Below are 20,540 nucleotides of genomic sequence, written 5' to 3' on the forward strand. Positions count from 1 at the left end.
TTAATAGCCTAACGATAGGGTGTGCAGTGATGGCCATACACAATAAAGCGAAAAACATAAAACATAACTCTACACTAGGGGCTTGGCTTGCAAGCCTTACATTAATTGCAGCGCCTTTTGTTGCGAGTCATCATGCGATGGCTGATGAAACGATTAACGATAAAAAGCGTTCTGTAAACTCAAATACTGTCAGTCAAAGTTTTTATGGCACATTAGAGCCTATGGCCAAACGCCCTATTTATTTTGTTGTGACTGATCGCTTTGCTGATGGCGACCCTACAAATAATCAGTTAAAGCAAGGTGGCCAATACCCCACATTTAATCAGCCTCTCACTCATAAAGGCGCCAACAATGCCAATATAGGCTACATGGGTGGTGACTTTAAAGGCATCGCGAACAATGCTGACTACATTGCTAAGATGGGCTTTGGTGCTTTGTGGTTAACACCTATTGTACAAAATCCCGATCAGCACTTTACCGGTGGCGTTAGTGTGGGCGAGGCGATGTTTACCGATAAAGGTAAAACAGGTTATCACGGGTATTGGGGCGTTAACTTTTTTGAGGTAGATGAGCATTGGCCCTCTAAAGATTTAAATTTTAAGCAACTGACTCAAACGCTTAAAAAGCATAATATCAGTACAGTGCTCGATATTGTTGCTAATCATGGTTCTCCGTCGTTTACAATGCCAGTCAAGCAGCCGCTATTCGGTCAATTGTATGATAAAAATGGTCAGCTAAAGGCCGACCATCAAAATTTAAAACCCACTGATTTAGATCCTAAAAACCCTTTGCATAAGTGGTATCACAATCAAGAGGACTTGGCTGAGCTTTCAAATATTAACGAGCAAAATCCAGAGGTACTAGAGTACTTTGTGGCGGCTTATTTACAGTGGATAGAGCAAGGTGCTGATGCTTTTCGCGTTGATACGATTAGGCATATGCCCAATAGTTTTTGGAAGGCCTTTAGCGACCGTATTCGCGCAAAGCATCCCAACTTTTTTATGTTTGGCGAGCATTTTAGCTTTGAAGCAAAAGATATTGCTCAACATACCTTTGCTGAAAATGGCAGTATCAGTGTGTTAGATTTTCCTGGTCGCAAGGCGATGGTTGATGTATTTGAAAATAATCAATCTATGACTAATTTGCAGAGTTACTTGCATCTTGATGATACGATTTACAACAATCCTTATGAGTTAGCGACCTTTTATGATAACCATGATATGGCGCGCATTAATGCTACTGATGCCGGTTTTATCAATTTGCATAATTGGTTATTCACCAGTCGTGGTATCCCGGTAGTGTACTACGGCAGTGAAGTCGGCTTTATGCGTGGTACTAAAGAGCACTATGGTAACCGCAACTTTTGGGGGCAAAAAGCGATTGATCAAGCAAAAGAGCACCCGATACAAAAAGCATTAACAATGATTGCTAATGTTAGAAAAAAGAGCATAGCGCTGCAGCAGGGTTTACAAGTTGATATTAATTATGGGCAGCATCACGGTGTGTTTTTACGGGTATATCAGCATGAAGGCGTTAGCTCGAGTGCGTTAGTTTTATTAAACAGAAGTAAAGAGTCGCAGGTATTATCGGCTGATCAGTTTGTGCAAACCGGTCAGTGGCAAAATATAGTAACAGGTAAAACAATCACACATACAGGCGGTCGTTTAAGTATAGATGTACCGGCTAATGGTTTTATTGTTTTGCAAAATACTGCACCGGTGACCGAGCCTGCGTTGGTTAAGCATTTATGTAAGCTCCCTCGCGTCGAGTGTCCTCGTTCATAATTTTTAAACTCTGTGTTTTGGTTACACTTATGTTGACGCACTTATGTAGACACCCGCATCACGGTTATTGATGTTGGTGTCTATTTTTTTGCATCCCTTGTGCGTGTGAGTGCTATTGTGTGCTGGGTGTTTTTGCGAGGCTGCTATCTCGAATAACAAGTTTTGGCATGAGTGTTATTGACTCGACGGGGGTAGACTGGATTTGCTGCATTAGCTGTTGCACCAGTAATTCGCCGGCTTGCGCAGTGCTTTGCCTAATCGTGGTGAGGCTGGGCGTAATGTAAGCCGCCGCAGCCATATCATCAAAGCCCGTAACGCAAATGTCTTTGGGCACTTTTAACCCTTTACTGTGTAGTGCTTTAATGGCACCAAAGGCAATAGTATCGCTAGCGCACACGAGTCCTTGTAAATCATGATGATGATTGAGTAGTACCTCTACAGCATCTTTGCCAGCGGCTTCGGTATTGTGTGTATCGACTTGTACACCTTGAGTGGGATTATGACTGGTAGTATATTTTTTGAGCGCTTGCTTAAAGCCAATATAGCGCGTACGAAACTCGGGGTTACTCGGGCTAATATCGCCCAAGAAGGCAAGCTTTTTTAAGCCTTGTGACAACAAGTGATCGGTGGCTAAAAAAGCCCCTTGTTCATTATTACAGCCCACACTATGGCCTGGTAGCTCTTTGTGGTTTGGCCCCCATAACACAAAATGAGCGCCTGCGTTTTTGAGTGCAACGAGTTTGTCTTTGGCTCTGACATAATCACCATACCCCAGCAAAATTAAACCATCTGCCCGATGCGCCTCTTCATAGTCGGCGAGCCAATTTTGACTTAACTGTTGGAATGATACTAATAAGTCAAAACCTCGCTTAGCGGTTGAGTGGGTAATGCCACCTAGCAATGATAAAAAAAATGGATTGATATGCGAGTCATCAGTGGTTGGGTCGTCAGCCAATAATAAGGCAATCGTTTTAGTGCTCTGACTACGCAAGTTACTCGCATTTTTGTCGACGGTGTAATTCATTGCGTCGGCAATGGCTTGAATACGCTGGCGTGTTTGTTCGCTCACCAAAGGGCTGCCGCTTAGTGCACGCGATACAGTTGATTGCGATACACCGGCTTGATAGGCAATATCTATGGATGTTGCTTTGCGCTTTGACGGCTCTTGGGGTGCATCGTTAGAGTTGCGTTTTGGCATAAAGCCGCCTTATCTGAATACATCGGGTAGAGCCTTTTATAGCACGCTTTAGCATGACTTGTCCTTTTAGAATCTGCATTTTTATTAAATCTTAATGTACTATTTAATCATTTTTGTAACTATTTAGAGGTACTGGAATTGGACGCTATATAAGCGCTCTCGACATTTTCCCCTGTACTATCTAACTCTTCTTTCCCTGCAAGGCTCGGCACTTAAAGTGCCCAGAAAATAATCTATTAGCAGCCTAATAAGTCAATAACTCCCACTCTATTCTACGAAGAGCCATACACAATGGCCTTGAGTAAAAATGACGACTAGAGGGCTATGATTAAATCCGGTGTTATCAGCAAACGACCTATTAATGGGTCCGTGGGTGTCGTAAATTAAGTGGCTCAATCAAGCGAAAACCTGACTTATGATTGACATCAGGCGCTCATTCAACAAATACCGTTAGGGTGAGCTGACAGGGACTTTTTTAAGTCAACCAGCGGCCGCCAGCGTTTGGCGTGCCCTGCCGCCTAATTGATACCACTCATCACAGATAGCTTAGAGCTGCGATTATTCGACCGTTACACTTTTTGCTAAGTTACGCGGTTGATCGACATCGGTTCCTTTAATAATGGCAACGTAATAACTGAGTAATTGCAAAGGTAGGGTGTAGACAATAGGTGCAAGCCACGGGTGTACATCGGGTATTTGAATGACTTTCATCGTGTCATCGCTTTTAAATTGCGAGGCGGCATCGGCAAAAACATATAACTGGCCACCGCGTGCGCGCACTTCTTCGACGTTAGATTTAAGTTTTTCTAATAAATCATTATTAGGGGCGACGACAATAATGGGCATTTCAGCATCAATAAGGGCTAGCGGGCCATGCTTTAATTCACCGGCGGCATAGGCTTCAGCGTGAATATACGAAATCTCTTTTAATTTCAGTGCGCCCTCCATGGCGATGGGGTATTGGTCTCCTCGGCCTAAAAAGAGAGCGTGATGCTTGTCGGCAAAGTCTTCGGCTAAACCTTCAATACTTTTGGCAAGCTCGAGTGTTTCTTCGAGTTTACGCGGTAAGCTTTTAAGGGCTGCGGTAAGCTCTTTTTGTTTATCGAGGGTGAGACCATGATGCTTGCCAATTGCCAAAGTCAACATAGCAAAACCAACTAGTTGGGTCGTAAAGGCTTTTGTTGATGCTACGCCTATTTCGGCGCCGGCGCGGGTCATAAAAGCAAGATCGGACTCACGCACCAGTGACGAACCCGCCACATTACAAATGGTTAAGCTGCCCAAATAACCTAAGTCTTTGGCTAAGCGTAGAGCGGCCAGCGTATCAGCCGTTTCGCCTGATTGGCTAATGCTGACTAATAAGCTGTTGGGCTGTACAAAAGATTTGCGGTAGCGAAACTCACTGGCAATCTCGACGTTACAACTAATACCGGCGTAGGTTTCTAGCCAATAGCGTGCGACCATACCGGCATGATAGCTAGTGCCACAGGCAACAATTTGCACGTGCTGTACTTGATGAAATAAGGTGGCGGCGCCATTGCCAAAGGTTTCTTCGAGTACGGTGTGTTCACCTAAGCGACCCTCTAGCGTACTGGTGACCGACTCGGGCTGCTCGAAGGTTTCTTTGAGCATAAAGTGACGATAGGGGCCCTTATCGGCGGCATCATAATTGGCACTGGATTCGTGAATTTCACGGACAATTTTCTCGCCCAACGTATTAAAAATATCGACACTGCGGCGTGTGATTTCGGCAACGTCGCCTTCTTCTAAGTAGATAAAGCGACGGGTAACCGGTAAAAGCGCGAGCTGATCACTCGCGACGAAATTTTCACCAATACCTAAACCCACAACCAAGGGGCTGCCACTGCGGGCAACAATCATACGCTCGGGATCGTTTTTGTCGATGATTACGGTGCCATAAGCGCCTTTTAGTTGCTTGACGGTGTTTTGCACCGCATGCAATAAGCTACTGGCGTTTTTCAGCTCTTCAACCACAAGATGTGCAATAACCTCGGTATCGGTATCGGAGCTAAAGGCATGCCCTTTGGCCTCGAGTGCGGTTTTAAGTGATACGTGGTTTTCGATGATACCGTTATGGACAACGGCGATGTGTTCGGCTGACATGTGTGGATGAGCATTGCGTTCGCTAGGTTCACCATGCGTGGCCCAGCGAGTATGTGCAATACCGGTACCGCCACTCACAGGCTCTCGTGTCAACGCCTCGGCAAGCTCGGCAACCTTGCCTAAGCGGCGTACGCGTTGTAAGTTGTTGTTGTCCAATACTGCTACGCCTGCGGAGTCATAACCACGATACTCTAAGCGGCGTAAGCCCTCGACTAAAATTTCTGCTACATCGCGCTGAGCTACAGCACCAACAATGCCACACATAAGAATGTCCTTTAAAAAGTATTTAAATAATAAGTTAAAAAATTAATGATGATTCAGCCCTGAACGTATGACGATGACGCCTTGCTCTTCAATACGTTGCTGGTCTTGAGTCTTGATTTGATCATCTGTAACTAGTGTAGATATATGAGCCCAAGGAAGCTCTAAATTATGAATTTTACGGCCAATTTTGCTACTTTCGGCCATAACAATAACCTCGCGAGCGGACTCGGCCATTATGCGACTTAAATTAAAGAGTTCATTAAAAGTGGTGGTCCCGCGTGTGGGGTCTAGGCCATCAGCGCCAATAAACAATTGGTCAAAATCAAAGGCGCGCAATACTTGCTCGGCCAATTGCCCCTGAAAAGATTCCGAGCGGGCATCCCATGTGCCGCCAGTCATTAATAGTGTGGGCTCGTTTTCGAGTTCACGAAGGGCGTTGGCCACGCTTAATGAATTAGTCATCACAACAAGGCCCTGTTTACTCACAAGCTCAGGTAAAAGGGCGGTAGTTGTGGTGCCGCTGTCGATAATAATGCGGTTGTGGTCGCGAATTAGCGCAGCGGCTGCGCGAGCAATGGCTTGTTTTTGCACCGAAACGTGTTGTTCACTGGGGTCGCTAATAAGCTCTTGTGGTAGCGCTATAGCGCCTCCATAGCGGCGCATTAATAGGCCGCTGGCCTCTAGCGTTGCTAAATCCTTACGTATAGTGACTTCACTTGTCTTAAAAGTCGCGGCTAGGTCGTCGACGCTGACTTCTCCGGCGCTATCGAGCCGCTCAACAATGGCACGTCGGCGTTGCTGGGTATTGCGTTTATTCACATTGAGTCACTGCTAAGTTTCGGTGTTGTTTTTTTAGCGATATTTTCTTTCGGTTCGAAACTTATTATAGGCTTTACTTCAAGCATTGCAATGCTTTAGCAGGTTAAATGAGATGTTGTACTGCCTTATTAGTAGTCGCTCTATGTATGCGTAGGGCTATGAAAATAGAGTATGAGAGGGGTGTGGCCGAGCGGTTTTTTTTACCATATTCTTAGTCGGTGAAGCCTTTGTGATCTGTAGCAATTAATGAGTACTGATAGCTAAGAGCTGGCCTCGACTGACGCTTGAATGTATTGGGCTTTAGCGTGTTGGCGCAAACGCATATGATGATTAATGCCGTCCAGCGGCCGGAGGCAAGCTTGCCCATCAAGACCCCACCTAATAGCTCGGCAAATGGCTCGAAAAGTAGCCCGAACCACAGCTCACAACATAGTAATTTAATCCGTGAAAGTGCGACTAACGTTGTCCCTTTTGGTCGCGATAGCACGAGTGATGATGCATGTTTTAATGAACGTTATCTGGTACACAAGCTCAGGCGCTTACCGAAGCTTGTGCATACCATCAGGCAGCGCTCAGAGCGGTGGCTTAATGAGCGTTTAGTGTATGCCTTAGCTCAAGTTGATAAAGTTTTTTTTGAATTAGCTAATAATGCGTACAAGCAGCAAGAGCAAAATGATTATTTTTTTGCTATGCGAGTATTGCGAGAGCATCGTGATGCGTGTGTGGGATTATTTAAGCGAGAGCTTAATCAATGTTTTGCAACCTGTATTGATGAGGCTGTGGCGCACGAGCCTGCATTCGAAGCTTTAGCGGTGCTCCAAGGCGATGAATTTGATGAGCTCTTAGCGGTTGAGGCAGCGATTAAGCGCAGCGAAGTGCAAAACCAAAAGGCACTAATGGCCTTAGCGCAGCGCATGGTCGTGGTATATGAGCACGATAAAAGCATTGCAGTGTTACCGCTGGCACCCTGTGCTATTTTTAAAAGCTTGCAAGTGGCCATCAAGCCTTTGCCGTTAGCACCCAAAGTGCGTTTAGCCTTGTTAACAATATTTGAACAAAATATTGTCAGCCATTTAGCCGAGTTATATAGTCTTGTTAATCGCCATTTAGTGCAGTGCGGTATCTTACCTGATGCGCATAACCACTTGGCCAAAACCTACAACAATCATGAGAAACAGCCGTCTATAGCACAGCACACCACAGCACAGCACACCACAGCGCATCACGCTACGCAAAAAAATAGAGCTGTACCAAAAGATGCTTTACCGGCGGCGCAGCCATCGAAACATACTCAAAACTTTCAGGTGTTGGCGCAAAAAATATCTGCACTACAGAACTTTTTAAAGACGCAAAATAATAATCCGATGTGTAGTGAAGGCACATTGCCTAAAAACGTATCGCGCAACAAAATTCACGAAGAGGGTGCGCAAGTCAGCACCCACGATACGGCGCGCTCGCCCCACCATTATTCATCTCGTCATTTTAGTCATAGCGTACAGCAGCTATTGGCGTTGGTGGGCGATTTACACAATAAAGCTATTGGCTTTACGGGTGCAGCAAGTCGTGCTGATGCTCATCGCATGCAAGACACTCAAGACGATAATACCGAATTATTTATACCGAGTGAGCTTTTACATAGGCTGGGCTTAAATGGTATTGATGCTAGCGGTCGTCATGATGTGAATTTGGCCAGTTTATTTCCGCAATCCCCCGAGCGCAATACATTACAAGTGGTGGATGGACTGTTTGGCGCTATGCGTACCGAGCAAAGTTTAAGCCGACCATTAAAAGCATTGTTGGCGCGCTTACAAATACCCTTGGCGCGAGCGGCGCTTGTGGACCCTGGTGTACTGAACAACCCCAACCACAGCGCTAGGCAATTAATCAATATGTTAGCCCGAGCGGGCTTAGCGTGGCGTGGCGGTGAGAGCGATAACATAGAGGGGCTAGAGAAAGACCCGCTCTACCAAAAAATGCACAGTATTGTAACGCGTGCAACTCATGAATATAACGACGACAATCAATTATTTTCAGATTTGGTGACAGATTTTGAGCATTTTACTCATCGAGATAAAAAGCGCTTGGCTATTTTAGAGCGGCGCATGCTGGATGCGGAAAAAGGCCGTATTAAAGCCGAGGCCGCACGTAGGGCTGTCGCCAATACACTGGGCGAGGCTTGTCGCCATGTGCAAATTGATGGTGTCTTAAACGAGTTTATTCACAAAGCTTGGCAGCAGGTATTGTATGTGACTTATTTAAAGTACGGCGAGGGTTCAAATGAGTGGAATGCTGTGGTTCAACCGTTAACTGACCTCATGATTAGTTTGGAGGATTTAAGCGATTTTATTGTGTGTGAATATGCTCGCAAACAAAGTGATCAGTTACTGCAAAGCTTTAAACAGGGTTTAGATAATATTGCGTTCGATCCATTTGAGGCTGACCGGTTACTCAGGCGCCTAGCGGCTTGGTATCGTGAGTTACGACCTCGTACATACTTGAGGCATCCGAATGATCGGCCACCTAAAAAATATCAGCATTCGGCGGCAAGCGATACAACGCCCAAGGCCGGTGATCAGAGCAATCGCAATAGTGAAAACAATAATATTAACGAAAAAAATAATATTAACGAAAGCAGTAATAGTAACGAAAGCAGTCATAACAGTGGCAGCAGCAATCATGACGATAGCGCCAACAATATACAAACGCATAAAGTGATTCATGATGTTTTTTATGAGCAAGCTCGCAGCCTGCAAAGAGGCACATGGGTAGATTTTTATGAGCCGCATAAACCGGCGACTCGCTGCCGTTTAGCGGCGGTGATTGAGTCGACATCAACGTATATTTTTGTGGATAGAAAAGGCCAAAAAGCGCTCGAAAAAAGTATTTTAGGCTTAGCCCTAGCATTTAAAGCTGAAATGATAGTGACCGTTGATGACAGTCAGTTATTTGATCGCGCGCTAGAGCAGGTTATCGTGAGCTTACGACACAAAGAATTTTAATAAAGGGTTATTAGGTGATCACAATACTGTGACCGCCTTGTGCTTTAGCGTCGTCAAAAGCTTGCAGCATCCGCTGACAGCTGTCGGCACTACTCTCTTCTTTTTTAAAGCGTGTTAAGCTAAATGATAAAGTCACTTGAATGGGCTGGCCTTTGATATTAAGAGGAGCTTTAGCTAAAAATTGTCCGATTTTTTCGAGTGTGAGTTTGCCCTCTTCGGGCTGTGTTTGCGGTAGCATGAGTAAAAACTTATCACCGTGGTAGCGGCCCACAAAATCAACACTGCGCAAGCGTTCTCGCAAAGTCGTTGCCACCAGCTTTAACACGCGATCACCAATGATATAGCCGTACTCATTAAAGATAGCTAAACCATCAATATTACACATGCCCAGTGTCATTGGATGCTTGTAGTGCTGGAATCGCTCCCATTCGAGTTCTAGGCGTTGGCTACAGCCAGTACGATTGGGGAGATTGGTTAAGGCATCGCGATTGGCTTGGTGTTGCTCTTGCTCCATGAGGTCTTTGGTCGCTTTAGCCTCGACTTCGACGGCCTGTAATTCTTTGGCAACTTGTTGCAGTTCCTCATTACTCGCGTGAGTACTGGCTTGCTCGTGTTTGCGTTGGGCAAGGCTTTTTTCGATAATTGTGAGGTGCTCCATCACGGCGTTTTTCAGGTCATCAATACCTGTTTTTTGGTTGGCAGCGGCTAGCTGATCTTGGCTTTTCTCTAGTATTTGAGTGTCTTTTTCGCGATCAATCATTTGCTTGACGGCATCTTCTAGGTGGGTGTCTAGTGCTTGGCAAATGCGGGTGAGCTCGGTATTCATATGCACTAAATAATTGCCAAACTCCGTGCCATAATTCATATAGCTCGCTTGCAAAATGTCTCTGATATCGCGCAAAAAGCCGCCAATATTATCGCCTGTTACGCCCTTATCAATTTGTATGCGAGCCGCTACGATTTTATCGGCCAGCTGCTCGCTAGGCACAATCGCTGAAAATATTTCATGCAAAAGCTGCTCGATTTCGCCACTATCGTTAAGCTCAATATCACAGGCCTTAACCTGAATAGGGTGCGTGTGTGTTTGATTATTGGTCATAGGCCGGTCAATGGGTTGTGCACTGATGTTATTGGGTTGTGCATTCGCTTGCTCACTAGCCGTTAAAGTTGCGGCGGTATCGCTGTGCGCTTGAGGCTCCGTTTGTGCGGGGGTGGCTGCTTGCTCTAGAGGGGTTGCCTGTGTGTTTTTGGCGTTATTGGAATTGTTTTGTTGTTCTGGTGGTGCGCTCAATAGGCGCGTACGGCCATTGAGTCGTTGCCAGAGGCTTTGGTCGGGTGCTGCTGCAACTTTGAGTGCTTGGCTTTGCAATGCGATCAAATTTTTTAGCCATGTAAATTGTTTATACAGCTCGACGCTTTGAGTATTGATGCCGCGCTTAAAATTGTTGACTTCTTTTTGGGTGTGCGAGTCTAAGCGTAGCTTTTCAAATTCACTGGCAAAGGTTTTGAGTAATGCGCAGGTTGTTTGCGTTTGCTCGGCGCGCTCGTGATGCCACTTTTTGACAGCCTGCTCTACGCGCGTAAGCTGTGCATTCACGCTAGCGCCACTAGCACCTCGTAGCTTTTCTTTAAAAACGGTTAATTCGGTATCGAGCCTTTTATCTAGCCCATTACTCGCTGATGACAGGTGAACAACAGTGCGGCGCAACATATCCGCATGAGCGGCTACTTGTTTTTCGAGCTTTTCTTGCTCTTCTAAGGCTACTAAATACTTTTCGCGCCATTGTGTTGTCACAGGGTCTCTCCCGTTTAAAGCCGACTCATGGGTAGGCTGGGTTTTATGGTGGATTGTCACTATTTAGCCAAGCTGACAAACCTTACTTTACTCGGTGCTGATGGCTACTGTTTGGGTATTTAAGCGCTGAGAGCACTTACACCCCGACCACTTCTGCATAGATATGCGATGAGGCGATGCAGGCGCACAAAGTCGTAGGTAGCTTGAGCGTTCAGTGAATGATTCATCAGCGCCCAATTTCGGTGCCTCTGATTCGGTGCCCCTGAATAGTTGCATGCTATTTAAAGAGTATAGGAAGGGCTGACCGAAATAGAAAAATAGTCTCGGGAACTATTTGTGTATTTTGATGTAGTGACTACAGGTTTAGGCACATTTTTTCTTTAGGGCATGTTGTGTCGATTGCAACTTTTAACTTGCTCGGCATTTATCGATGGCTTGGGCTTGAAGCGTGCGAGCAAGTCACAGAATGTCATTAGCTGTCAGCCTATTTCTTGCTATAGCGTGCCTCAAGGCAATCATATTGTAAGCAATCACTCTATAATCACACACTTAACGACATTAAAGGCATGGGTATGAACACAGTGAGTCAAAGCCGGAGACAAGGGCAAACAATGATAATGCGACGTGTATTTGCAAGCTTAACGTTAGCAGGTACTTTCATTTTACAAGGGTGCGGTACATTGAATCACCCTAAGGCGCCTGTCATTAATGACGTGCACACACACAAACTCAGTCAAATTACACAAGCACTGAGCGATAAACATAAGGCCCGCCATGGGTCTCGCCACCCAGTTGAAACACTGGCCTTTTTTGGTATAAAACCGGGCGATACTGTGGTTGAGGCGTTGCCTGGCGGTGGTTGGTATTCACAGATATTAGTGCCTTACTTAGGGGCGCAGGGTCGCTTGATTGGCGTAGATTATAATGCCGAGATGTGGTCCCATTTTGGTGGTTTTGCTACACCGGCGTTTATCGAAAAGCGCAAACAATGGCCTATGAACTGGCAAGAAGATGCCAGCCATTGGGGCCCAGGGGGTGAGCAGGCGCGGGCATATACTTTTGCGACATTACCGGCGACGCTAAAAGGCAGTGTTGATGCCGTTTTGTACATACGGGCGCTCCATAATTTGGCGCGTTTTGATGCGAAAGGCGGCTACTTGACGCAAGCGCTCGCTGAGACTCACCGTATTCTTAAGCCCAGCGGTGTCGTGGGTATTGTGCAGCATGCCATGGCTGAAGATAAGCCCGATAGTTGGGCTACGGGTGATCGTGGTTATTTAAAGCGCTCGGCAATAATGGCAATAATGGATAAAGCAGGCTTTGAGTTTGTGGCCGAAAGTGCCATCAATCAAAATATAAAAGATGATCCACAAGCCGGTGATACGGTGTGGCGTCTACCGCCAACGCTGAGAACCAGTGATGATAAAAAAGCCGACAATTTGACTATCGGTGAGTCCAACCGTGTGACCCTTTTATTTAGAAAAAAATAATGACTATTGGTGGCCTAGGAGCGTATTTATTGAACGGGATGTTAATTGAGGCATTTGTTCGTTTTGTGATGGGCTAATGTCAGCTCCTAAGGCGACTTTGTTTGGAGGCGGAGTAGCTCCCCCTTTTTGATGCAACTGATTTTAATGCAACTAATTTTGATGTAATTAAAGAGTAAGTAATGACTTTAGAGCAAATCATGTTAATGGTAATTGCAGGCTTTAGTGCTTGGGTGTTTTGGCGACAGTTAGCGATACGTGAGCTTGCTTTGCGCCATGCGCTAGCGGCCTGCGAAAAAAGTGATGTGCAGTTACTTGATCAAAGCATTGGCCTGAATGGCTTGACGATCACCAAACTGGCAGGCGGGGGTTTTGGTTTGTTACGCGATTATGGTTTTGAGTTTACCAGTACCGGCGAGCAGCGCTATGCCGGGAAAATTTTTATGATTGGTAAAACGTTGCAAGGTACTAAATTAGAAGCCTTTAGAGAGCCGAGCTCCTCTTTATAATGGCTCAGGTTAATTCTTTATAGTGGCTCAGGTTAATGTATGGTGTGATGTGTGGGCAATTTAACTGAGGTCATAATACGCTCTCAAGGAGCAAAGCTCTGAATAATAGCCTTATCTACATAATTTGTAACTCTTCAGAGATACCGACATTGGCACTCATGAATCATTGACTGGGCCGCTAGCTATCGGTGACTTTGTGTTCCTCGATTTTGCATTTGAGTACTCACAAAACTACCCTTATCGGTTGAGGTTTTTCAGCTTGGCCGAATAGTTACCATCATCTAACGGTACTTTAGCGCAAATTAATACGTGCCATGTCTTGTTGTCGCGATGAGCGTTTGGCCTGTTGGTGCAGGTAACCGCTACAATAGAGTCTTATATTCACGTTGGGGAAACTTATGTCGAAGTTAAAGAGTGTATTGGTGGCATTCTTTGTGTTGCCACTGTTAATTATTGCTGGGGGCGCAGCTTTTATTCTGACGCTTGACCCTAACCGGTTGAAGCCGCTCATTGCTGAAGCGGCCGGTAAACAGGGTCTAAGCATTGAAATAGACGGGGATATTAATTGGCGCTTGTATCCTAATATTGGGCTAGATATAGCCGGCATCAGTGTGAGTAACAAGGCAACGGCCGCAGCATTAGCCAGCCTTAAAAGTGCGCGCTTAGATGTTGCTTTAAAGCCTTTACTGGGGCGTAAAATTGAAGTAGTGGGCGTAGCAGTTGATGGCGCTGAAGTGCATTATTTGCTCGAGCCTAACGGGCAAAGTAACTGGCCTGTCATAGAGGCACAATCGGCACCCACTGCTACTGAGACACAACCTAAAGGCGATGCGCCGCAAATCAATATTGCCGCATTGTTTGTGACCGATTTAAGCCTCAAGTATCGTGATGCCCAAGGCGTGAGTACTAGCATCACAGGCCTAAATGCCGAGGCGCTCGGGGTGAATTTAAGTGGTCGTGCCTTCGAGGTCATTTTGCAAAGTTCGCTCAGCTATACCGGCTACCCGGATGTATGGTTTGAAAGTGCGGGTACTATTTCTGTTGATATGGGCTTGCATCAAGCGATCTTGGAAGCTTTTAAGGTCAGTGTGTACGTTGAGCGGCGCAAATCGCATGAGGCTCCAGATCTGGTATCTGAGGTGGCTGGAACGCTCAATTGGGGCACACCCTTGAGCGCAAAAACTACGGTGAGCCTTAAAACTCATAATCTTAGGCAGCTGCTGGCGCAGCTAGGTATTCCCCTGCCAGCCACGCAAGATCCTCAAGCTTTTACGCTTTTAGAGGCACAGGCTAATATCGATTTAAAAGGCGATGTTTTAAACCTAGGGCAAGCCACCATAAAACTAGATAAAACCACAGCGCGTGCAGCACTGGCGGTTACAGGGTTTAAACAACCCAAAATACAAACGAGCCTAGAGATAGATACTGTGAATGCTGATGCCTATATGGCACCGGCGCTCGACAAAAGCGCCACTAAGGCCAAGCCAACTCCTGAGACTGAGCAGTCAGTTGCGACGCCATTGCCCTTTGAGTTACTCAGGCAGCTTGATATCAAGGCGTCGCTAGCGCTCGGGCAACTGCACGTGAAGGGCATTACTGCCAACAAAATGAAGGCAACGCTGCGCGCTAAAAATGGCTTGATCACACTCAAACCTTATAGCTTTATGCTCGCTCAGGGTTCGGTGAATGCCGAACTTGAGCTGGATGCACAAAAAAATACGCGAAATAAAGGGGCGCAGCAAGAGCGAGCCACACTGAAAGGCTGGTTAACGACGCAAGATATTGAATTGTCGGCATTGCTTGAACAGCTTAAGCAAGAACCTCTACTGGTGGGTGATTTGGGTAGTCGTGTCACGGTGACCTCTGAAGGTCATACCGATCAAGACATTATTAATAATATGAAAGCGGGATTAACCGTCGATTCGAAACTTATCAAGCTAACCCGTATCAATATCGAAAAAAGCTTCTGTGAGGCGGTATCTTTGTTAAGTGGTAAGCCTACAGCGAATACCGAGTGGCCGAGTTATAGCGAGTTATCGCCTTTGAGTCTCAAAGCCCAGTATGCTAATAATAAAATTGAACTGCAATCGCTCAGTGCGACCATTCAAAAACTGAAAGCGACTAGCTCGGGCGTACTTGATCTTGAAAGCGGTGATTTTCGTTTTCCTTTAGATGTGAGTTTGGCCGAATTTGCAGGCGGCTTAGAGGGCTGTGCGGTTGTTGATGCTAAATGGCGCAAGCGGGCTGTACCGTTGCGCTGTAAGGGTAACCTGATTAATATTGGTGCTAAGACATGCTTGCCTGACGGCCCTAGAATTACCGAGTACTTAAAAGGCAAAGCTAAGCAAAAAATTGATAAGAAACTTGATGAAGCTCAAGACAAAGTTGAGGATAAAGCCAAAAAAGAAGCAGACCGTTTCTTAGAAAAGCATGTTGAGAAAGATAAAATTGACGATCTCAAAGAGTCGGTTAAGGGGTTGTTTAAGTTTAAATAGCAATATAAGAATTAAATGGCCTAAGGGAGTGAATCTTTTAGGTCATTTAGCATCTACACTTACAGTAAGAGTCGATGATGACTGAGCCGCTTAAGTTTGGTGGCGACTAGACAGCCTTTTTCGCGGCTGGCTACTGCGCTGTTTGGCCAATCTTAAGAGGCTAAAATTTTTTTTAAAATAGACTTGCAATTTTCTCCCAAAGACAGCACATTGTAATGACACATTAATGACACATTAATGACAGAGGCTAAAAACACTAAAAATATTTTATATCATAACGTTAAAACAGTTTATTAATAAATCACAGCAAAAAAGGATAGACACGTATGCAAATTAATCTTTCCGGTCATCATGTTGATATTACTGACGGTATTCGCGAAGCGGTAGATACAAAATTTACTAAGGTGAGTGGACACCACCCGCAGCTTGATGATATTTCTGTTACTGTAACTGTTGATAAACACGAGCAAAGTGTTGAGGCTAAGAGCCAATACATGGGGGCTCCGGTTGTAGTACAAAGTGCTGATAAAGATATGTATGCAGCAATAGCTGCCGCTGCCAAAAAATTCGACTCAGCATTATCGCACCGCAAAGGTGCGACTCAGCAACGGCATGGTTAAGCATTAAAGTGTTTATGAAAAAAAGGAGGCTTTCGCCTCCTTTTTTGTGCCTGCAATATCTGAAAGCGCAGATTGAGATGAGCTATTATTTTATTATAAAATCTGTGGTTATAAAGATTGTCACACATAAAAACTATCGGTTATAAAAGCTGGCGCCTCTGGCGCCTATAAAACTATAACCTATAAAAGCTAATCAATTATAGACGCTATAATTGATAGAGATCACGCCTTATAAACATCATAAGTTACTATTCGAGGTGCTAAAAAAGGAGAATTAATGAATCATTGCTTAGGCTGCTTACGCTAGCTGTCAATTTTTTGTGTTCTTCGATTGTATGCGCCTGTAAAGTCTAATCTTGCCGTATGCTTATACGGGGGTAGGGTCTACCTTTACTTTGTTGGTTCATTCCTAAATCATTTATTTGTATTCTGCCTGTAGAGTTGGGCTAAATGGTTATCATGGTCATTTATCCGTGCTGCGACTTATGAATATGCTGATTGATAAAATTGTCGCAAGTGCTTTATGCCATACAGTCTTGGTCTTGGTCGAACCTTTTAAGTATTAGCAACAATACTGCGATTTTTCTTAGCTACACTAGAGTGATCATTGATGAAATAAGGGTGTGTGTAATGCATATCAATACTAGGTGGTTTAAAGGGTGCAGCGCGGGTGGGTTTAAGTTGCTGGTGCTCTAAGGATGCCAATTATCGCTAAAAAGCGCCCCAAAAAAGCACAGGATATTCGTGATAACTACCCATTAAGAACGGGCGTTATGACGGTTGTTTTATTGATTAACCTGTCAGTACTGTGGGGTGAGGGCATTGTCCCGGCATGGTATTGGGTGTTGGTTTTTGCTCATACCTTATTGATGCCCCACATTATTTATTATGTCTCAAGTCAGCGTGATCATGAAAGCTACAGTTTAACGTTTGATGTGACTATGTACGCATTTTATTTGGGGGCTTGGGGTTATAACCCTTTTCTGGCCGCTGTTTTTATTGCAACGAGCAATCTCACGTTGATTTCGCTAGGGGGATGGTACCGGTTACTCATTAGTCTCGTGATGCAGCTGATAGGAGGGCTTGCTGGCGGTTTGGTAACAGGATTTTATTTTAGGCCGCATCTCGATATAACTCCCATGTTGATTGCTACTGTTGGCTTTTTTATTTTTATGATAGGCATTGGCTGGTTGATGCATCATATTCATCAGCGTCTACATACGACACGTCGTGATTTAAAGGCTAGGCATAGCCAGCTCGCCGATATTAATACTCTAGCTATGGCAGTGAATAGTCAGTTGACCATTGATAGCATTATGGAGCAGCTGCTCAATACCCTTGAAAAGATTTACCCTTTTGAAGCGGTATATTTTTTGTCCTATCACGATGATACCCATCGATTAGCATTATCGGGTGTCTATGGTGAGGCTATTTCTTATGAAGAGCGTACAGCCTTTGAGGCGTTGGATTTTGATTTAACCGATGATGCTAATAGTGTTTTTATTATGGGGCTTGTGCAGCGGCGTATTATTAATCTTTCACATGTTGAGCCTGCAATGGTGAATGCCGGTGCGGCTATCGATAAGCAATTATATGAGATTAAACCATGCGTCTCGATTATTTATTTCCCGATTTACATTGATGATGAAGTCGTTGGTGGCTTAGCTTTCATTAATCATAAAGATCCCTGCGTACTCAAAAAGCCTGATCTGCAACGTATATCAGACTATCTCATTCAAGTGGGTACGGCGATTAAAAATGCCAATCTTATTCGACAGCTCAAAAAAACAAGAGAAGATGCTCTAGCTGCGCAAAAAAAAGCAGAAGAATCCGAAGAGGCTAAAAGCCGGTTTTTAGCCAATATGAGCCATGAAATACGTACACCCATGACAGCTATTTTAGGTTACTCAGAAGCCTTGCAAGACCCCAGCATTACGGAGCCTGAGCGAAAAGAATTTATTGGCATTATTATGAATAGTGGTAAGCATCTACTATCGATGATTAATAATATTTTAGATATTTCTAAAATAGAAGCGAGTAAAGTTTACCTAGAGAAAATCACCATCGATGTTGTGCATGTTATGAGCGACATAGAGCGCTATATAAAATTGCAAGCCGATGAGAAAAAACTTGATTACAACCTCGTTATTCACTACCCCGTACCTAAATATATTACTAATGATCCTACACGTTTAAAACAAGTGCTTTTAAATTTATGTAATAATGCGATTAAATTTACAGATGAAGGGTGTATTACTTTAACGTTAAGTTGGCCGCAAAGTCATTTAATCGAAATCAAAGTGCAAGATACTGGTATCGGTATGACTGAGCAAGAGTGCGAACATATTTTTGAAGCTTTTACTCAGGCTGATACCTCAACAACACGACTGTATGGCGGCACAGGCTTAGGTTTAACTATTTCTAAGAGCTTAGCCTTACTTATGGGAGGTGATCTAAAAGTTGAAAGTGAAAAAAATAAAGGAAGTCAATTTGTTTTAACGCTTGATACTGGACAGCGTGTTGATGAATATATCGATAATAGTCAAGCATGGGAAAAGCTACAAAAAAGTCAGTACCATAAACACAAAAAATATAAAGTACCGGCATTAAAGGGTCGGGTGTTAATTGCAGAAGATAATCCTGTCAATCAACAAATAATCAAGCGCTTAGTACAGTTAACAGGTTTGGCTGTTGATTTGGTTGAAAATGGTTTAGAGGCGGTATCAGCGGTTAGTGATAACCTCTATGATTTAATTTTTCTGGATATGCAGATGCCGATTATGGGCGGCGAAGATGCGGCGCTAAAAATCAAGGCCCTAGGGGTCGATACACCTATGATTGCATTTACGGCCAATGTCATGACTCACCAAATACAGAGTTATTTTGATAACGGTTTTATCGGTGTTATCGAAAAGCCTATTGATAGAGAAAAATTATATCAATTACTTGAACAGTCATTACCGACATCTAAAGTGCAGGTAATGAATATCTTAATTGTAAGCGACCATGCGGTACATGCGGCAAGATTGAATCGTCAAATTAAAAACATTCAGCATGGGTGTAATATTATGTTAGCTGAAAGTAAGCAAGAGACATTAAATGTTATTGCTTCTACATCGGTAGATTTGATTTTTATGGATATACAGCATGCGGCGATAGATGGTGTTGAGCTAACTCAGCTTTTACGTAAAGAAAGTTGTTTGGTGCCTATTTACTTATTGGTAAGTCATGTTGATCATGAGTCGCGCTATATCGCTGCGGGTGCGACAGGGTATTTAGCGCGTCCACTTAACAAGCATGACTTGATAAAAGTACTAGAGGCTTATTAAAGAGATCATTTCAGTAGGCCAAAAAGCAGTATCTGATGGGGCAGTAATGAATGTTTGGGTGTTTAAAGACGGAGTCTTTAAGTGCAAGGCCTTGCTAAGGGACCGAAAGTGAGTATTCATGATGACCGAGCCACTTTGTTATTTGGGATGCTATATTATCCTTCTCAGTTTTATATCTTTGCAAAAGCCAATTTTTCATATTTCCTTGTGGGTACATAGTCTAACCTTTCCTTTTACGTTTCAATGCTCAGTCAATAATCCATCAGCACTTCATAAAGTAAGATTTTTCTGTTTGGTTGAATGTTGAGTTTGGCTAAATAGTGACACTGCATTTATGTTTTCAACAGTGGCTCTTATAGGCAAAAATACTGACCTTATCAACGGCGTTTTCGATGGCTGATACTTTCATTTTATAATCCAATAGCATCGCAAGATTTAATTTTTTAGGCGATGTATGCTTATTGGTTAAGCAATTCATGCTGGCTAAATAAGCCACTTTCTGAGAGGTAAAATGTACTTGATATTTAGAATGCTGTACGTGTTATTGGTTTCTCGAGGTAAGCCAAGGCTTCCCATAGAGCAGCCAAGCAGTACATTAACATTTCGTGTATTACCTAACGACATTGATATTAATATGCACATGAATAATGGCCGTTATTTGACTATTTGTGATTTGTCGCGATTAGATATCTTTATTCGCTCTGGGCTTGCAAAAACTATGATCCAGAATAAGTGGATGCCAGTCATTTCCGAGCATACAATGCGGTATAAAAGATCGCTGGGACTATTTCAAAAGTATCATATTAGTACAAAAATTATTGATTGGAATGAAAAAACTTTTCATATGGAGCATACCTTTACTTCGGTATTGTCCGGTCGAGTTGTTGCTGAAGGTATTTCTAAGGGTTGTGTTGTGCATAAGGGAGTCGTTATTCCCCCCTTAGAGGTTATGAATGTTGTGACTCAAAGACTTAAAAATAAAGTATAAAAGCAGAGCCTTTGCCTGACTATTACTGGGTAGAGGCTCTAACCTTGGATTAGTAGTTATTGTTTTGTCACTTTTGAAGGTACCGGAACGCATAGAAGCGCTCCGGTATTTAAATGCTCAGAAATAACT

The 20,540-nt window shown here is 44.0% G+C and carries 12 protein-coding genes; 8 read left to right on the forward strand and 4 right to left on the reverse strand.

Going from position 1 to position 20,540, the window contains the following annotated elements; genetic code table 11:
* The first annotated feature begins 29 nt into the window (after window positions 1–29).
* Window positions 30–1,784 (forward strand): alpha-amylase family glycosyl hydrolase, encoded by a 1,755-nt coding sequence (locus AC438_RS09215; protein ID WP_053980967.1) that lies wholly within the window; start codon window positions 30–32, stop codon window positions 1,782–1,784.
* A gap of 112 nt (window positions 1,785–1,896) precedes the next feature.
* Here AC438_RS09215 and AC438_RS09220 read toward each other — a convergent pair whose 3' ends face one another.
* The 3 genes from AC438_RS09220 to AC438_RS09230 all read right to left on the reverse strand — a co-directional run bounded on the left by AC438_RS09220 (window position 1,897) and on the right by AC438_RS09230 (window position 6,189).
* Window positions 1,897–2,982 carry a LacI family DNA-binding transcriptional regulator gene (locus AC438_RS09220; RefSeq protein ID WP_053980968.1) on the reverse strand — a complete coding sequence of 362 codons (1,086 nt, stop codon included), beginning with the start codon at window positions 2,980–2,982 and terminating at the stop codon, window positions 1,897–1,899.
* A 558-nt stretch (window positions 2,983–3,540) separates the two neighbouring features.
* The gene (gene glmS / locus AC438_RS09225) at window positions 3,541–5,370 is read right to left on the reverse strand and encodes a glutamine--fructose-6-phosphate transaminase (isomerizing) (protein ID WP_053980969.1); all 1,830 of its coding nucleotides are present in this window, start codon (window positions 5,368–5,370) and stop codon (window positions 3,541–3,543) included.
* A gap of 42 nt (window positions 5,371–5,412) precedes the next feature.
* Complete coding sequence (locus AC438_RS09230; protein ID WP_053980970.1) at window positions 5,413–6,189, reverse strand: DeoR family transcriptional regulator; 777 nt, start codon at window positions 6,187–6,189, stop codon at window positions 5,413–5,415.
* A 305-nt stretch (window positions 6,190–6,494) separates the two neighbouring features.
* Between AC438_RS09230 and AC438_RS09235 the strand changes: the two genes are divergently transcribed.
* On the forward strand, window positions 6,495–9,188 hold the full coding sequence (locus tag AC438_RS09235) for a DUF1631 family protein (protein WP_053980971.1): 2,694 nt from the start codon (window positions 6,495–6,497) through the stop codon (window positions 9,186–9,188).
* 10 nt (window positions 9,189–9,198) lie between these two features.
* Here AC438_RS09235 and AC438_RS09240 read toward each other — a convergent pair whose 3' ends face one another.
* On the reverse strand, window positions 9,199–11,043 hold the full coding sequence (locus tag AC438_RS09240; RefSeq protein ID WP_162230721.1) for a GGDEF domain-containing protein: 1,845 nt from the start codon (window positions 11,041–11,043) through the stop codon (window positions 9,199–9,201).
* A gap of 512 nt (window positions 11,044–11,555) precedes the next feature.
* On the opposite strand from AC438_RS09240, the gene AC438_RS09250 reads away from it, so the two are divergent.
* The 6 genes from AC438_RS09250 to AC438_RS09275 all read left to right on the forward strand — a co-directional run bounded on the left by AC438_RS09250 (window position 11,556) and on the right by AC438_RS09275 (window position 20,411).
* Window positions 11,556–12,473, forward strand: coding sequence for a class I SAM-dependent methyltransferase (locus AC438_RS09250; RefSeq protein ID WP_202904735.1), 918 nt, complete (start codon window positions 11,556–11,558; stop codon window positions 12,471–12,473).
* Window positions 12,474–12,652: 179 nt separating this feature from the next.
* Window positions 12,653–12,979: a DUF3301 domain-containing protein gene (locus AC438_RS09255; RefSeq protein WP_053980974.1), complete on the forward strand. Its 327-nt coding sequence runs from the start codon at window positions 12,653–12,655 to the stop codon at window positions 12,977–12,979.
* Window positions 12,980–13,377: 398 nt separating this feature from the next.
* Window positions 13,378–15,474, forward strand: coding sequence for an AsmA family protein (locus tag AC438_RS09260; protein ID WP_082354061.1), 2,097 nt, complete (start codon window positions 13,378–13,380; stop codon window positions 15,472–15,474).
* Window positions 15,475–15,800: 326 nt separating this feature from the next.
* Window positions 15,801–16,094 carry a ribosome hibernation-promoting factor, HPF/YfiA family gene (gene hpf, locus AC438_RS09265; protein ID WP_053980976.1) on the forward strand — a complete coding sequence of 98 codons (294 nt, stop codon included), beginning with the start codon at window positions 15,801–15,803 and terminating at the stop codon, window positions 16,092–16,094.
* Window positions 16,095–16,792: 698 nt separating this feature from the next.
* Entirely contained in the window at window positions 16,793–19,423 is a 2,631-nt protein-coding gene (locus AC438_RS09270; RefSeq protein WP_053980977.1) for a response regulator, read from the forward strand.
* A 511-nt stretch (window positions 19,424–19,934) separates the two neighbouring features.
* Entirely contained in the window at window positions 19,935–20,411 is a 477-nt protein-coding gene (locus AC438_RS09275) for a thioesterase family protein (RefSeq protein ID WP_053980978.1), read from the forward strand.
* Window positions 20,412–20,540: the final 129 nt, after the last annotated feature.

The organism is Marinagarivorans algicola (assembly GCF_001292705.1).
In the GTDB taxonomy this organism is placed as follows: domain Bacteria; phylum Pseudomonadota; class Gammaproteobacteria; order Pseudomonadales; family Cellvibrionaceae; genus Marinagarivorans; species Marinagarivorans algicola.

Coding starts and splice junctions, on each gene's coding strand:
- AC438_RS09270 (WP_053980977.1), top strand. CDS start 16,793: ATGCCAATTATCGCTAAAAAGCGCCCCAAAAAAGCACAGGATATTCGT.
- hpf (WP_053980976.1), top strand. CDS start 15,801: ATGCAAATTAATCTTTCCGGTCATCATGTTGATATTACTGACGGTATT.
- AC438_RS09260 (WP_082354061.1), top strand. CDS start 13,378: ATGTCGAAGTTAAAGAGTGTATTGGTGGCATTCTTTGTGTTGCCACTG.
- AC438_RS09255 (WP_053980974.1), top strand. CDS start 12,653: ATGACTTTAGAGCAAATCATGTTAATGGTAATTGCAGGCTTTAGTGCT.
- AC438_RS09215 (WP_053980967.1), top strand. CDS start 30: ATGGCCATACACAATAAAGCGAAAAACATAAAACATAACTCTACACTA.
- AC438_RS09220 (WP_053980968.1), bottom strand. CDS start 2,982: ATGCCAAAACGCAACTCTAACGATGCACCCCAAGAGCCGTCAAAGCGC.
- AC438_RS09250 (WP_202904735.1), top strand. CDS start 11,556: ATGAACACAGTGAGTCAAAGCCGGAGACAAGGGCAAACAATGATAATG.
- AC438_RS09275 (WP_053980978.1), top strand. CDS start 19,935: ATGTACTTGATATTTAGAATGCTGTACGTGTTATTGGTTTCTCGAGGT.
- glmS (WP_053980969.1), bottom strand. CDS start 5,370: ATGTGTGGCATTGTTGGTGCTGTAGCTCAGCGCGATGTAGCAGAAATT.